13 protein-coding genes are annotated in these 14887 nt (G+C 27.1%); 5 read left to right on the top strand and 8 right to left on the bottom strand.

Features of this window, described 5'->3' with window-relative positions; all coding sequences use genetic code 11:
- Positions 1-7 precede the first annotated feature (7 nt).
- A complete protein-coding gene (locus INR60_RS05350; RefSeq protein ID WP_194190446.1) occupies positions 8-841 on the bottom strand; it encodes an LD-carboxypeptidase in 834 nt (277 codons plus the stop codon).
- Positions 842-932: 91 nt separating this feature from the next.
- Here INR60_RS05350 and INR60_RS05345 point away from each other — a divergent pair, with 91 nt between their 5' ends.
- From INR60_RS05345 to INR60_RS05330, 4 genes are all read left to right on the top strand, one after another.
- Positions 933-2843 (top strand): ABC-F family ATP-binding cassette domain-containing protein, encoded by a 1911-nt coding sequence (locus INR60_RS05345; protein WP_194190445.1) that lies wholly within the window; start codon positions 933-935, stop codon positions 2841-2843.
- A 74-nt stretch (positions 2844-2917) separates the two neighbouring features.
- Positions 2918-4249, top strand: coding sequence for a hypothetical protein (locus tag INR60_RS05340; protein ID WP_194190444.1), 1332 nt, complete (start codon positions 2918-2920; stop codon positions 4247-4249).
- Positions 4250-4266: 17 nt separating this feature from the next.
- A complete protein-coding gene (locus INR60_RS05335) occupies positions 4267-4452 on the top strand; it encodes a hypothetical protein (RefSeq protein WP_194190443.1) in 186 nt (61 codons plus the stop codon).
- 429 nt (positions 4453-4881) lie between these two features.
- Positions 4882-5877 (top strand): tyrosine recombinase XerC, encoded by a 996-nt coding sequence (locus INR60_RS05330; RefSeq protein ID WP_194190442.1) that lies wholly within the window; start codon positions 4882-4884, stop codon positions 5875-5877.
- Between the two features lie 15 nt (positions 5878-5892).
- On the opposite strand, the gene INR60_RS05325 is transcribed toward INR60_RS05330, so the two are convergent.
- Together INR60_RS05325 and INR60_RS05320 are read right to left on the bottom strand one after the other, a co-directional pair.
- Positions 5893-6417 carry a hypothetical protein gene (locus INR60_RS05325; protein WP_194190441.1) on the bottom strand — a complete coding sequence of 175 codons (525 nt, stop codon included), beginning with the start codon at positions 6415-6417 and terminating at the stop codon, positions 5893-5895.
- Between the two features lie 75 nt (positions 6418-6492).
- Positions 6493-6921, bottom strand: a complete 429-nt coding sequence (locus INR60_RS05320) for a hypothetical protein (RefSeq protein WP_194190440.1) — start codon at positions 6919-6921, stop codon at positions 6493-6495.
- A gap of 145 nt (positions 6922-7066) precedes the next feature.
- Here INR60_RS05320 and lexA point away from each other — a divergent pair, with 145 nt between their 5' ends.
- Positions 7067-7672 carry a transcriptional repressor LexA gene (gene lexA, locus INR60_RS05315; protein ID WP_194190439.1) on the top strand — a complete coding sequence of 202 codons (606 nt, stop codon included), beginning with the start codon at positions 7067-7069 and terminating at the stop codon, positions 7670-7672.
- Positions 7673-7691: 19 nt separating this feature from the next.
- On the opposite strand, the gene INR60_RS05310 is transcribed toward lexA, so the two are convergent.
- The 5 genes from INR60_RS05310 to mutS are packed head-to-tail and all read right to left on the bottom strand — an operon-like array spanning position 7692 to position 14793.
- On the bottom strand, positions 7692-8984 hold the full coding sequence (locus INR60_RS05310) for a methionine gamma-lyase family protein (RefSeq protein ID WP_194190438.1): 1293 nt from the start codon (positions 8982-8984) through the stop codon (positions 7692-7694).
- A 58-nt stretch (positions 8985-9042) separates the two neighbouring features.
- On the bottom strand, positions 9043-9285 hold the full coding sequence (gene hfq, locus INR60_RS05305; protein WP_194190437.1) for an RNA chaperone Hfq: 243 nt from the start codon (positions 9283-9285) through the stop codon (positions 9043-9045).
- Between the two features lie 44 nt (positions 9286-9329).
- The gene (gene miaA / locus INR60_RS05300) at positions 9330-10268 is read right to left on the bottom strand and encodes a tRNA (adenosine(37)-N6)-dimethylallyltransferase MiaA (RefSeq protein ID WP_194190436.1); all 939 of its coding nucleotides are present in this window, start codon (positions 10266-10268) and stop codon (positions 9330-9332) included.
- Between the two features lies 1 nt (position 10269).
- On the bottom strand, positions 10270-12171 hold the full coding sequence (gene mutL, locus INR60_RS05295; protein ID WP_194190435.1) for a DNA mismatch repair endonuclease MutL: 1902 nt from the start codon (positions 12169-12171) through the stop codon (positions 10270-10272).
- A gap of 9 nt (positions 12172-12180) precedes the next feature.
- Entirely contained in the window at positions 12181-14793 is a 2613-nt protein-coding gene (gene mutS, locus INR60_RS05290) for a DNA mismatch repair protein MutS (RefSeq protein ID WP_194190434.1), read from the bottom strand.
- Positions 14794-14887: the final 94 nt, after the last annotated feature.

Below are 14887 nucleotides of genomic sequence, written 5' to 3'. Positions count from 1 at the left end.
TTTATATTTAGCTTTTATTTAAGAATAAGGCTTTACTATCTTCAGAATGTCCAACCTCATTTGTATAAGAAAGTGGGACATCATATTTAAGAGCTATTTCGTAGAAAACATCTAGTAAATCGTCGTATTCATTCTTCTGAGAAATCTCTGTAAATTGACCTAATAAAATTCCTTTACAAGACTTAAAAAAATCCAACTGCTCATACTGAGCTAAGTATGACCTTATCTTTTTTATGTCACCACTACAAGATTCAAAAAAAACAATAGACCCAGAAGGATCAAGAAATAAATTTGTACCTGCTAATTTTAAAATACAACGAATGTTTCCACCTATCAATTTATATTTTCCAAGGTTTTTATAATGATTTGTAAAACTCAGTAAATCCGAGTTTTTAGCATCACACATGAATGTTTTATAAAAGTTATCCTTAGAAATTTTCTTGTTACAGAGCAAAGTTTTTATATTATAATACACTGTCTTTTTGTTGAACTTTAAAAAAATAGATATAATTACAGAAAGATCGCTATAACCAGCATAAAATCCGGAATAATTTTTTAGTGAATCTATATTTATATATGGAATAATTTCATTTGCTAAATCTCCGCCTGAAATATCGAATATACCACAAATTTCGTTATTATCAAAAAAAGAATTAAGCTCAGCGGCTCTATCTTTAATGTCTTTAGACTCATTTTCACCATAAATGTACTTTGAAATAATAACATTTAATTCTAAACTTTCTAACTGATCCTTTATATAATCAACTTTACTTGAAAAGTTGATATTTAATTGGTTTGATAATGCGATTATTAAAATTGAATCTTTTTTATTCAATAACATTTTAGTCACCTCTAAAAAATTATATCATTCTTTTTTACTATAAGTTAAATTAATGATAAAATTATAATAATAAAATGATTAGGAGTAGGATATGAATTTATTAACATTAGAAAAAATAAATAAACAATATAGTGAAAAAATCTTATTAAAGGATATATCATTAGGAGTAGATAGTGCAGATAAAATTGGTTTGATAGGAATAAATGGAACGGGAAAGTCATCATTATTGAAAATTATTGCAGGTAGAGATGAATTTTTTGAAGGGAGTATAATCAAAGGAAAAAATATCAGAATTGAGTATTTAGAGCAAAATAGTACATACGAGGGCGATAAAACCGTAATAGAGCAAGTGTTTAGTGCAGAAATTAAAGAAATGAAATTACTTAAAGAATATGAAATTATGATAAACGCTAATTTAAAATCGGAGAGTAATCAATCAAAATTATTGACTCTTCAAAGTGAAATAGATAATTTAAGACTATGGGACCTTGAAAGTGAAGCGAAAATCATTTTAAATAAATTAGGAATCCATGAATATGATAAAAAAATGAATGAATTATCAGGCGGACAAGTTAAGAGAGTATTTTTGGCACAAACGCTTATTACACCTAGTGATATACTAATTTTAGATGAACCTACAAACCATCTAGATTCTGATACGATTAGTTGGCTTGAAGAATATTTAAGTAATTATAAGGGTGCCATCATAATGATAACTCACGATCGATATTTTTTAGATAGAGTTACTAATAGAATTTTAGAGTTAGATAGAGGGAATTTATATTCATACCAAGGTAATTACTCATATTTTCTTGAAAAAAAAGTGGAGCGAATAGAAAATGAAAAAAATCAAGAAATCAAAAGACAATCACTAATAAGAAATGAGTTGAAGTGGATAAGAAGAGGGGCCAAAGCTAGAACTACAAAGCAAAAGGCAAGAATACAAAGATTCGACGAATTAACAAATAAAGAATTTGTGGATGCTAATAATGATATAAAATTAGATGTTATTGATCCGAGACTTGGTAAGAAGATCATAGAACTAAGTGAAATAAGTAAGTCTTATAATGAAAAAAAATTATTTGAAAAATTTTCTTATATTTTTACAAGAGAAGATAGAATAGGCATTATAGGAAATAATGGATATGGAAAAACAACTTTGTTAAAAATAATAGAAGGTTCAGAGTCAACTGATTCAGGTGAAATTTCTATTGGGGATACTGTTAAAATAGGTTCATTTACGCAAAGTGGTGCTGAATTAAATGGTGAAATGAGAGTGATTGATTTTGTCAAAGAAGGCGGGGAATACATTCCATTATCTGACGGTAGTAAAATTAGTGCATCCACTTTATGTGAAAGGTTTTTATTTGATGGGCAATTGCAATATACTTATATAAATAATTTATCTGGTGGAGAGAAGAGGAGATTGCAACTTTTAAGGGTTTTAATGGGTAATCCTAATGTCCTTATTTTAGATGAACCTACTAATGATTTAGATATTGAAACTCTAAAAATATTGGAAGATTTTTTAGATTCATTTAGGGGTGTTCTATTAACAGTATCTCATGACAGGTATTTTTTAGATAGGGTATGTAATAAAATTTTTAGTTTTGAAGGCAATCAAAAAATAGAAATATACAATGGTAATTATAGTGCTATAAATGGTAAAATTATATTACAATCAAACGAGAACGTAAAATCTGAAAGTACTAGATTAGTAAAAGACATTAAAAATAGTACTAAATTAAAAGAGGAACCAAAATTTTCATATAATGAAAAAAGAGAATATGATAATATCGAAGATGAAATTATGAATCTAGAAAATATGTTGGAAGAAATAGATAAAGAGATAGAACAGCATTATTCAGATTATTCATTTTTACAAGAACTTACCGAAAAAAAGAACAATATTGAGGAAAAATTATTGGTTAAGTATGAACGATTTGAATATCTAACAAACAAATCAAAAGAAATTGAAGAATTTAAAAGAATTAAAAAATAAAATCTAATAAATTTGGAAAAATATGAAAAATACTTTATAATAATATTATAAAGTATTTTTTAAGGGGTAAATTTATGGGTAAAAATATGTTGGACGTTAAAAATTCTTCAAATACATTTGTTAAATGTGATCGTGAGTATATAAGTAATTATAAGAGTATACTTAGTTCGATAAAAAATTCTCAAAAGGTTATAATGGAAACAACTATAGACCAAATTCCTATTCTCATTAATTTAGCTAAAAGAAATTCAACTAAAGATTCAATTTTGAAGAGTAAAGAGATGCTATATGAATTACAAAGAAACTTTAATGAAGAGGGGATAGAGGATTTCATCCAAAAATCAATTTCACTAATTGCAATGCTTGAAACTTCAAATATTGTATATGGAGACCTTGTTAACATAACAGAGATAAGAAGATACTTATCGTTTAAAAGCAGTAGGTTAGTAGTAATTAGAATGAAGAAGTTATTCGATCAATTTAAAGCTACAAAATACGATTGTAAGAGCAAACTGAAATTTATAGTGTCTCAACTAGAACTATGCATAACTATTTTAGAATACTGCTTTGACATTTGTCACGATAATGTAGAAGCCTTAAATAATATAGTTGTTATTTTAGAGTTTGAATTAAAAAATAAGATAAAAATAGGATTAGACAAATTTAAAATAGAACTGCTTGATAATTTTATTGGTAATACTATAAAAAAAATAAATGATATCAAGAAAATAGATTTTAAGAACTCAAATGGCATTAATATCCCAAGTAATGAAACTCGAAAAAATAAGGAAATAGATTCGATAGAGGAAATAATAATAAAAGATATAGTAATTTCTAACACAAGCGATCAATCTGAAAGCATAACCAATAAATTTCTAGAACTTTCGAATGGTATACTAGAAAATACAGCTAATAATATAAATGGTGATTTTATAAAAATCTCATTTAGAAAATGCAATTCCTTTATTTCTACTATTGAGACTATGAATCAAATATATGGGATTATAATAGATAAAGACATAATAACTTATAATATTTCAACTAAACTTACTACTTTAATTGAATCTAATTACAAAACTATATTAAGCAGTTTAGAAAAAATAAAAGAAAAAGATGAAAATGATTATATTATTTTTTATTCGGAAATTGAAAAATATAGGAAAATGTTAAATGAAGCATTTAGTATGAATAATAAAAACATTTATGCGTTGAAATTATCACTAGAAATTGATATACTAATTTGTAATTCAGATAAAATAAAACTAGATGAATTTGAATTAGAAAGAAGAAAATCTAGATTAAAAGAGCAATCTAAAATAGTTCAAGAAAAATTCAGAGATTTTACATGGGAAAATAAAAAGAAAAAAAATAAAAAAAGAAGTTTTTGGGATAAAATTTTTAAATAGATAGGAAAGTGATTCTAATGAAAATAAGAGTTTCTTTAAAAGGAACTAGAGAAATTAAGGAGTATGATGGAGATAGAATAGATATTCTTGATTTTAATATGAATGGGGACTTGTATAAACAAATAAGGATATTTAAGAATGGATTTTCTAAATCTGAATATATAAAAAATGATATAATAAATTGGATTAAAGAAACACATTAGTGTTTCTTTTTTTATTAAGTGATATTTTTATCTATTCCGAACATATGTTCTTAGACTTTGGAAATAGCACTTAATAAACCAAATTATAAACAATCAAATCAGACAAACTTAGAATTTTGCAGAAAAATCACATTCAATCTTCAAATTATCTTAAATTACATCCTATTTTAAAGATAAGTTGCGAGAACTTACATTCTCGTGTTTGGATAAAATAAAAAATTTCAAAATTATTATTACATAGAAAAGTATAATTGAAAGTTATTATAAATTCTAAAGATTGATATAATTGAAATCCAAATAATGAAAAATAATACAAAAGATATATAACAATAGAAAGATGGTTAAATATATGATATAATTAAGTTATTATTATTTCGCTAAATAACCATTTAGCGAAATAAAAGGTATTGTGAAGGAGGTTTTTAGATTATGATTTATGATTTTTCGGAATTAAGGAAAAATGATGATTTACCTAAGCTAGTTATAGATTTTTTAAATTATCTTGAAACTATTAAAGGAAAATCCCCAAATACTATAGCAGCTTATAAAGTAGATCTGGTTATGTTTTTTAGGTTTTTAAAATTATATAGAAACTCTGTTAAAGATAACTCTATTGATTTTTCTCAAATTGAGATATCTGATATAAATGATGATTTTATAAAAGAGATTAAGTTATCTGAATTATACGCTTTTATGAGTTTTCTAGAAAAATTCAGGAAAAATAGTTCATATGCGAGAGCTAGAAAAGTCGCTACATTAAAATCTTTTTTTAAATTTCTTCAAAACAAAGCAAAAGTTATTGATGAGAATCCAACTTTAGAATTGGAATCACCTAAAATAAATAAGCGTCACCCTATTTACTTAGACTTGAATGAAAGTATTCAACTTTTGAATTCGTTAGATAAAAGCAATAAAAATTATAAGAGAGATTATTGTATTATTACTTTCTTTCTAAATTGTGGTATGAGATTATCTGAGCTTTGTGGAATTAGGTTAGATAAGATTTCGGGAGATATATTAACTATAATAGGAAAAGGTAATAAAGAAAGGACTGTTTATTTAAATGAGGCATGTTTAAAAGCTCTAGAAGAATATCTAAAGGTCAGAGACTCTTCTAAGTGTACTTTAGAAAATAAGAATTATTTATTTATTTCTAACAGGGGTACACCTATTAACAAAAGAACCGTAGAAATAATGGTAAAAAAAGCTACTAAAAATGCAGGGCTTAAAGATGAAAAATATACTCCTCATAAACTAAGACATACAGCTGCAACGTTAATGTATAAATATGGTGAAGTTGATATAAGATCATTACAAAGTATTTTAGGTCATGAAAATATATCAACAACACAAATTTATACTCATGTAGATGATGAAACTTTAAGAGCTGCAGTTAAATCGAATCCTTTAGCAAAAATAAAATAAAAGAAGTTAATTCTTTTATTTTATTTTTGTTCCAAGTATATCAGTTAAAAGATTAGTTGTATCTTGATTTTTTCCATTATATACAAATAATAACTTCCCACTTCTATAAATTTGAGGAGGATTATTTGTATCCATTTTTGCTCCGTCCGCTAAATAACTATTGTTTGATATTTTATCTACTTCTTTATCTAAAGATTCTTTATCAGGATATTCGAAAATTACTATTTCGTCATTGTTTATTTTAAGTTTATCTAATTTTCCATTGAAATTATAGTTTTTATCAGTAGATTCTTTTAAATTTTCTACATTATACCCCTTATCCTCTACTTTTTTTATGAAGTCATCTAGTTTTAAATTTAGCATTTCATCACTAAAATCATTTTTAATGTTTTCTGTTGTATTTTTTATATCATCTGTAGCTCTTTCGCTTGCATTCTCAACCTTGTTTTTTGTATCATCAACCACCTCTTTTGCTCCGCATCCTGCAAATCCAAGAATAGTTGCAGTAGCTATTAGAGTTATTATTAATTTGTTTTTCATACTATCACTCTCCTTTTTCATTCAATAATAGTATTACTTATTTACAGATTAATATTCAAAAAGAACAGAGAATAATTATTCTCTGTTCTTTTTAATGATGCGGCGTACTCCTGGAAAAATTTCTTCTGTTAATTCTTCTAAATCTCCATTTTCCTCATTTATATTGTAGTCATCTAAGTACTCTATTTTATCAAAAGCATCTACATATTTATCACTTTTATCGTCATTTAGAGCTTGATTTGAAACATTTAATGACGAATAAGCTTCTTTTAAAGCTTTTTTTATATCTTCCTCATCTAAAGATGGATCGATATTCTGAGCTTTGAAAATCATATCTTTCCACTCTTCTTCAAGAATTTTATTTTCCTCAATGTCTTTTGCAATATCTTCGATTTTTATAGCACGTACATCTATGCCTAAATCTTCTAAACATTTTCCGCAATTATCACAAATTTTATTTTCATAAATATCGCAATAATCATCTTCGTTAAATTTTCTATTCATTTTATCACCTCTTGAATAATAAAACTAATTATACCAAAAAAAAATACATATATCAAACTATAAGAACATATGTACTAAGAACATTAGTTTGATATATAAAAATACGTATGCTATAATACTATTATTAGAATGTGAGGTGCAATATATGCTAGATGGAAATGATAAGCAAAGCCAAATATACGAATTTCTTAAAGTTTATACTGAAAATAAGGGCTATCCACCATCAGTTAGAGAAATATGTGAAGCTGTATCTTTAAAGTCAACTTCTACGGTACACGGGCATTTAAAAAGACTAGAGAAAAAAGGATTGATTAAAAGAGATCCTACAAAGCCTAGAGCACTAGAAATAGTTGAATTATCGCAAGGAAAAAAAGAAATGATAAACATACCGATAATAGGTCGTATAACAGCGGGTATGCCTGTATTAGCAACTGAAAATATAGAAGATACATTTAGTATTCCTTTAGACTATATTAAACATGACAATGAGTTATTTATGCTTAAAGTTTGGGGCAATAGTATGATAAATGCTGGAGTTCATGACGGGGACTTAGCAATTATTGAAAGGGTTAATTCAGCCCAAAATGGAGATATAGTTGTTGCTTTAATTGATGAAGAAGCTACAATTAAAAGATTTTTTAAAGAAAAGGATCATATTAGATTACAGCCAGAAAATGATACAATGGAACCAATTATAATAACTGATTGTTCAGTTGTTGGTAAGTTAGTTGGAATTTATAGATCATATTAAAATAGAGTTCAAAAGAACTCTATTTTTTTGCATTAATGACTTTATTTAAAGCAATTAATGCCCCTATTTTTGCATGATCGAATGTTAATCCACCTTGAATATATGCAATATAAGGTTCTCTAATAGGCGCATCAGCAGACAATTCAATCGATGAACCTTGAATAAAAGCTCCAGCTGCCATAATTACTTCATCTTCATATCCTGGCATTGGAGTAGGTATACATGTTACATATGAATCAATTGGAGCGGCCTCTTGGATCCCTCTTATAAATTCGATAAGTATATCCTTATCACCAAAAGTGATTGTTTGAACTATATCACTTCTTTTTTCTCTTGAACTAGGTTTACAAGAAAAACCTGAAAGCTCCATTACCTTTGACAGTAAATGTGCTCCTTTTAAGGCTTCGATAGTAACATTAGGAGCTAAAAAGAATCCTTGAAATAAGGTACGCATAGTATCAAGCATTGCACCACATTCACCACCTATACCAGGAACAGTTAATCTGTATGCAGCGTTTTCTACATATTCTTTTTTACCTACTATATAACCACCAGTTGGCGAAATGCCACCGCCTATATTTTTTATTAAAGAACCAGCCATAAGATCTGCTCCGAAATCAGTGGGTTCATATATATCTACAAATTCACCATAGCAGTTATCAACAAACACTATAATTGAACTATTTAAAGATTTTACAAGGTCAATTGCTTTTTTTATTTCGGTTAATTGTAAGGCTTTTCTAGTACTATAACCTGTACTTCTTTGTATATGAACCATCTTGATTGAATCATTACTTTTAATTTTCTTTTCTATATTTTCAAAATCAAGGTGTTCATCATCAATTAAATCCACCTCATCATATTTAATACCATAATCTTTTAAAGAACCAGTCCCTTTTGATCCATTTAGTCCTATTACTCCATGTAAAGTATCATATGGTCTACCTGAAATAGCTAAAAGCGTATCTTCAGGCCTTAAATTACCAAACAGAGCCGTTCCTATAGCATGAGTTCCGTTAACAAAGTGAGGTCTAACAATTGCGGCTTCAGTATTGAATACACGAGCATAGACTCTATCTAATCCTTCTCTCCCCATATCATCGTATGCATATCCAGTTGAGTTAGTAAAGTGAGAATCACTTATCCTTTCTTCTTGAAATGCAGCTAGAACTTTAAGTTGATTATACTCTTTTATTTCATCATATCTACTTAAGTCATAACTAACCTCTTCTAAAGCTCTTCTAAACATATTAAATGCATCTTTAGTAATTCCATATTTAGATATTATTAATTCTTCTGTATTTTTTAGCATATATTCCTCCTAGATATTATTAAAAATAAATAGGCACCCATATAAGTGCCTACATAATTTATTCATTATTTAAATTATTATCAACGAATAAGATTGGTTTTGCAGGTGTTATTGTTGTTACCGCATGTTTATATACTAACATTTGATTGCCATCACAATCTAACACAACAGTAAAGTTATCAAATCCCTTTACAAACCCTTTTAATTTATAACCATTTGTTAAATACACTTCAACTGGTATTTTATTTTTTCTAGCCCCATTTAAGAATATGTCTTGTAAATTATTATGTTGATTGTTCATTTACTAGCACCTCCACAAATTCCTGTTTATTTATAATTATAACGCTAAATGCATTTAATGTCATTAATAATTTTATTTTCTATTTGATCTAAACTTAGCATATCTTTATTTAAAAATATTGCCCTTGGATCCCTTCTAAACCATGTTAGTTGTCTTTTAGCATAATTTCTACTTCCTTTTTTAATAAGTTCAACTGCATCATCTAGAGATATTTTTTTATCTAGGTAAGTAAATATTTCTTTATAACCTATTCCTTGAATAGATTGATTGTTTAAATTTAATCCATTTGACTTTAGTAGGATACACTCATCAAGTAATCCATTTGACATCATCGTATCTACACGATGATTTATTCTATTATATAATGCATCCCTATTCATATCTAAAACAAAGTAATGTACGTTATAGTCACTATTATAAATTTTTTCACCAGCGTTATATGAACTATATGGTTTACCAGTAAGTTTATATACTTCTAGAGCCCTTATAACCCTTTTCAAATTATTATAATGGATATTTTTATAACTAATAGGGTCTATTGTAGCTAAAAGTGAGTGCACATATTCATTTCCCTTTAAAGATGCTAAACTATTTAATTCATTTCTGTAGTTTATATCTGTTTTGGCCTCTGTAAAGTCCATGTTACATGTAAGAGAGTTTATATATAATCCAGTACCACCAGCTATTATAGGTAGCTTTCCTCTAGATATAATATCCTCTATTATTGGGGCTGCAATATTTTTATATTCAGCAACAGTAAAAGGTATATCTGGGTCAATGATATCAATCATATGGTGTGGGATATCTTGCATCTCTTCTCTAGTTACTTTTGCAGAGCCTATATCAAGACTTTTATAAATTTGCATAGAATCTGCAGATATTATTTCTCCATTTAATTTTTTTGCTAATCTAATTGAAAGTTCAGTCTTACCTATCGCTGTAGGGCCGGCTAAAACTAAGATGTCTTTATTTTTTTTAATCATTTTACACAATCCTTCTAAATTTTTTATCTAAATCAGTACTACTGAACTTAATAATAGTAGGGCGACCATGAGGACAATGGAATGGATCCTCTATAAATCTTAGTTTATCTACTAAATTAACCATTTCTCTATAATCTAAGTAATCATTTCCTTTTACTGCTGATTTACAAGCCATAGTAGCTATTTTATTATACTTAACTTCAATCTCTTTTCCAGTACCTAAGTTTTTAATATTGTCTAGTATATCTATAAATATTTTCTTTGCATCTAACTTTCCTAGAAAATATGGTACTTCTTTTATCGAAATAGTAAAATCACCAAAATTTTCAATTACAAAACCTGAATCCAGAAATACAGACTTATTCTCCTCAAAATAAGCAAAATCATCTTGCGACAAATCAATCAAAGTTGGAATTAACAAAGGCTGAACTACAATGTTTTTATTTTTAATACTTTGCATATAATTCTCAAATAGTATTTTTTCGTGTGCTGCATGTTGGTCAATAATATAAAGAATACTATCATTTTCACAAAGTATATATGTTTTGTTGAATTGACCAATAACATTAAGTGCAGGAAATTTAGGTACTAAGTCTTCTTTTGCAACACAATCTTTATCATTGTAAGTATTAGAATTATATTCTTTTACCAATGATTCAGAATAACTTTCTTCATTTTGATTTAAGTCTATTGTATTATTCATTACAGATTCATTTGAAAATGCATTTTTTAACTTAAGTAATTGTTCTCTTTCTTTATCGATTTTATCAAACATAAACTCATTACTACCTATATTTGAATTTTGTTTTATTTTTGACTCCTCTTCTAAAAAACTAAGTTCAAGTTCTATTGGCTTTTCACTAATAGTTTGAGTATTTTGTTTAATTTCTTCAGGTAAATTGAAATCGTTGAAAACATCATTTTTTAATGCGGTATGAATAGCATCAAACACAGTTTTAAAAAGAACCCTTTCATCTTTAAATTTAATCTCAGATTTAGTTGGATGAATATTCACATCAATAAATTCAGGATAAATATTTATATTTAAAACAAAGAAAGGAAATTTATTTACTGTGCTAAAAGATTTAAATGCATTTTCCACAGCTGCAACTATAGTTTTATTTTTAATGTATCTATTATTTACAAAAATACTTTGATTATTTCTAGATCCTCTTGCTATTAATTCTTTTCCAATAAAACCAGAAATAGATATAAAATCATTATCTGATTTAAATGGAATAGTTTCATCCGAGATTGTTTTTCCGTATATAGCTCTAATTACATCTTTTTGATTTCCATTTCCGTACGTTTGTAAGACTTTTTTATCATTATTAATTAATAAAAAGCTAATTTTAGGATTAGAAATGGCAATTCTATTTACAATGTCATTTATTATAGATCCCTCTCTTGTAAAGGATTTTAAGAATTTCTTTCTAGCTGGAACATTATAAAAAAGGTCTGTCACATCAATTTGTGTACCATCATTGCATCCACATTCCTCTTCAGAAAGTATCTTTCCACCTTCTACAACTATTCCTTTACCAAATTCACTATCAGCTGTTTTGGATTTTAAATTAACTTTTGCAACTGAAGCTATAGAGGCTAAAGCTTCTCCTCTAAAACCTAAGGATAAAATTGAAAAAATGTCTTCTACATTTTTTATTTTACTTGTTGCATGCGGTAAAAATGCTTTTTTTAAATCGTCTTTATGAATTCCATCCCCATCATCTATTATTCTTATTAATGTAGATCCGCCATCTTTAATTTCTATCTTTATGTTTTTAGCGTTTGCATCTATTGAATTTTCAATTAATTCTTTAACAACAGAGGAAGGTCTTTCGACTACTTCACCTGCTGCTATTTTGTTTGAAGTTACATCATCTAAAACATTTATTCTACTCATGTTATCACCTTATTTTAATGCTTTTACTTTATTTATTAAAGAATATAATTCATTCATTGCGGACATAGGAGTTAATTCTAAAATATTTATATTTAATATTTCATTTAATAAATTTTCTTTTTCTAAACTTTCAAAATCCATCTGTATATCAGGAGTTTGAGATTTAGGTGAATCTATTATTTCTTTTTCAAATAATTCTTTATTTTTATTTAAGTTATTTTGATCTACATTTTCTAAGTTATTTAAAATATCCTTTGCTCTATTAATAACACCTTCAGGTAATCCTGCTAATTTTGCAACTTCAATTCCATAAGATTGATCAGCACCACCTTCAATGATTTTTCTAAGGAATATTATGCTATCATTCATTTCTTTAACAGCAACTGAATAGTTTTTTACGCCTTCAATTTGCCCCTCTAACTTCGTAAGTTCATGATAGTGTGTTGCAAATAGGGTATTACATTGTAAATCCTTGTTTTTTGATATATACTCAATGACAGCCCATGCAATGCTAAGTCCATCATAAGTAGAAGTACCTCTTCCAACCTCATCTAATAATACTAAGCTCTTAGAAGTTGCGTTATTTAATATATTTGAAACTTCCCACATCTCTACCATAAAAGTAGATTTACCTCCTGCTAAATCATCAGAAGCTCCTATACGTGTAAAGATTTTATCACATATTGAAATATTAGCAGCTTTTGCGGGAACAAATGAACCTATTTGAGCCATTAGTGTTATCAAAGCAACTTGCCTCATATACGTAGATTTTCCTGCCATATTAGGCCCTGTAATTAAAAGCAACCTATCATTATTTCTGTTAAGTAATGAATCATTTGAAATAAATTCACCAAGACCAATTACCTTTTCTACTACTGGGTGTCTGCCATCTACAATATTTATAATGCCATCTGAATTAAGAGTTGGCTTTACGTAATTATTTTCTAATGCAACTTTAGCTAAAGTTGATAGTACATCAATGTTACTTAATGTTCTAGCTGTATTTTTTAATTTTGGTATATGCTTTTCTACAATACTTCTAATTTCTAAAAATAGTTTATATTCTAAATTTATTAGTTTTTCTTCAGCACCAAGAATTTTATCTTCCATTTCCTTTAACTCTTGAGTTATATATCTCTCAGAATTTGATAAAGTTTGTTTTCTAATATACCTTCCTTCAGGAATTGAATCATAATTAGCTTTTCTTATTTCTATATAATAACCAAAAACTTTATTATATCCAACTTTTAATGATTTAATTCCAGTAATCTCTCTTTCGCTATTCTCTAAAGAAGCAATCCATTCTTTCCCATTAGTTTTTGCTATTCTTAACTCATCTATATCTTTTGAATAGGTATCTTTTATAATATTACCCTCTTTTAAACTTATGCTTGGATCATCTTTAATAGATTTTTCTAATAAAGATGTTAATTCTAACAGCGGATCTAAGCTATCATAATACTTTTTTAAAATTGTTGAGTTTGTAGATGCAATCAAATTTTTAATAGCAGGAACCTTTGTTAGAGAGTTTTTTAAAGAAATTAAATCCTTTGCATTAACACTTCCATTTGCAATTTTACCTACAATTCTCTCTATATCGTATATGTCTTTTAATGACACTCTTATATCTTCGTTTAAAGATATATTTTTGTATAATTCATCTACTCCATTTAACCTATCATCTATTTCATCCTTACTAATTAAAGGTTCTTCTATCCACTTACGTAATGCTCTTCCACCCATTGTTGTAGATGTATTATCTAGAACCCATAATAAAGAACCTTTTTTAGTTTTTTCATGAATATTCTCAGTTAATTCTAAATTACGTCTAGATGAACTATCTATAGTCATAAAATTAATTATTTCATATACATCTAAAAAATTAATGTTACTAAGATTACATTTTTGTGTATCCTTGATATAAGATAATAGTAATTTAATTGCATCTATTTTAGAATTACTTAAAGAACTTATATCTGTTTCCTTATAATTCTCAAACATAGATTCAATTTTTATATCATTAGCTTCGTAATCTTTTTTACTTATTAGTATTCCGGATAAACTCTCAAGTGATTTATTTAAATAATCTGAAATTTCATTAAATACTATTATCTCTTTAGGAGATATCTTCGCTATTTCATCTTCCAAAGTATTAATTGATTCCTTAAATGAAGTTGTCTTAAATTCTCCAGTGCTTATATCACTTATTGCAAGACCAAACTCCCCATCTGATTCTGTTATAGACATTAAATATGTATTACTGCATTCATCATTAGATGGATCTATGTATGTTCCAGGAGTTATAACCTTTATAACATCTCTTTTAACAATACCTTTAGCTTCACTTGGATCTTGAACCTGTTCACAGATTGCAACTTTATACCCCTTTTGTACTAATCTAGATATATAGTTAGCAGAGGCATGAAAAGGAATACCACACATTGGTGCACGTTCTTCTAATCCACAATCTCTCCCTGTTAATACTAACTCTAATTCTTTTGAAGCAGTTTTTGCATCCTCAAAAAACATCTCATAAAAATCACCTAGTCTAAAAAATACTATACAATCTTTATATCTTTCTTTTATTTCAAAATATTGCAACATCATAGGTGTTAAACCCATACTGTATTACCTCCATTAATATATTATTATAGAATTATTTTAACATAACCAATCATATTATTAAACTTATATATAAAAGAAGGCTAAGTTGCAT

Origin of the sequence: Clostridium chrysemydis (assembly GCF_015234215.1) — a bacterium.
GTDB classification, from domain to species: Bacteria; Bacillota; Clostridia; order Clostridiales; family Clostridiaceae; genus Clostridium; species Clostridium chrysemydis.
This window is presented reverse-complemented; position numbering and strand designations above follow the sequence as displayed.

Coding starts and splice junctions, on each gene's coding strand:
- INR60_RS05350 (WP_194190446.1), bottom strand. CDS start 841: ATGTTATTGAATAAAAAAGATTCAATTTTAATAATCGCATTATCAAAC.
- INR60_RS05345 (WP_194190445.1), top strand. CDS start 933: ATGAATTTATTAACATTAGAAAAAATAAATAAACAATATAGTGAAAAA.
- INR60_RS05340 (WP_194190444.1), top strand. CDS start 2,918: ATGGGTAAAAATATGTTGGACGTTAAAAATTCTTCAAATACATTTGTT.
- INR60_RS05335 (WP_194190443.1), top strand. CDS start 4,267: ATGAAAATAAGAGTTTCTTTAAAAGGAACTAGAGAAATTAAGGAGTAT.
- INR60_RS05330 (WP_194190442.1), top strand. CDS start 4,882: ATGATTTATGATTTTTCGGAATTAAGGAAAAATGATGATTTACCTAAG.
- INR60_RS05325 (WP_194190441.1), bottom strand. CDS start 6,417: ATGAAAAACAAATTAATAATAACTCTAATAGCTACTGCAACTATTCTT.
- INR60_RS05320 (WP_194190440.1), bottom strand. CDS start 6,921: ATGAATAGAAAATTTAACGAAGATGATTATTGCGATATTTATGAAAAT.
- lexA (WP_194190439.1), top strand. CDS start 7,067: ATGCTAGATGGAAATGATAAGCAAAGCCAAATATACGAATTTCTTAAA.
- INR60_RS05310 (WP_194190438.1), bottom strand. CDS start 8,984: ATGCTAAAAAATACAGAAGAATTAATAATATCTAAATATGGAATTACT.
- hfq (WP_194190437.1), bottom strand. CDS start 9,285: ATGAACAATCAACATAATAATTTACAAGACATATTCTTAAATGGGGCT.
- miaA (WP_194190436.1), bottom strand. CDS start 10,268: ATGATTAAAAAAAATAAAGACATCTTAGTTTTAGCCGGCCCTACAGCG.
- mutL (WP_194190435.1), bottom strand. CDS start 12,171: ATGAGTAGAATAAATGTTTTAGATGATGTAACTTCAAACAAAATAGCA.
- mutS (WP_194190434.1), bottom strand. CDS start 14,793: ATGGGTTTAACACCTATGATGTTGCAATATTTTGAAATAAAAGAAAGA.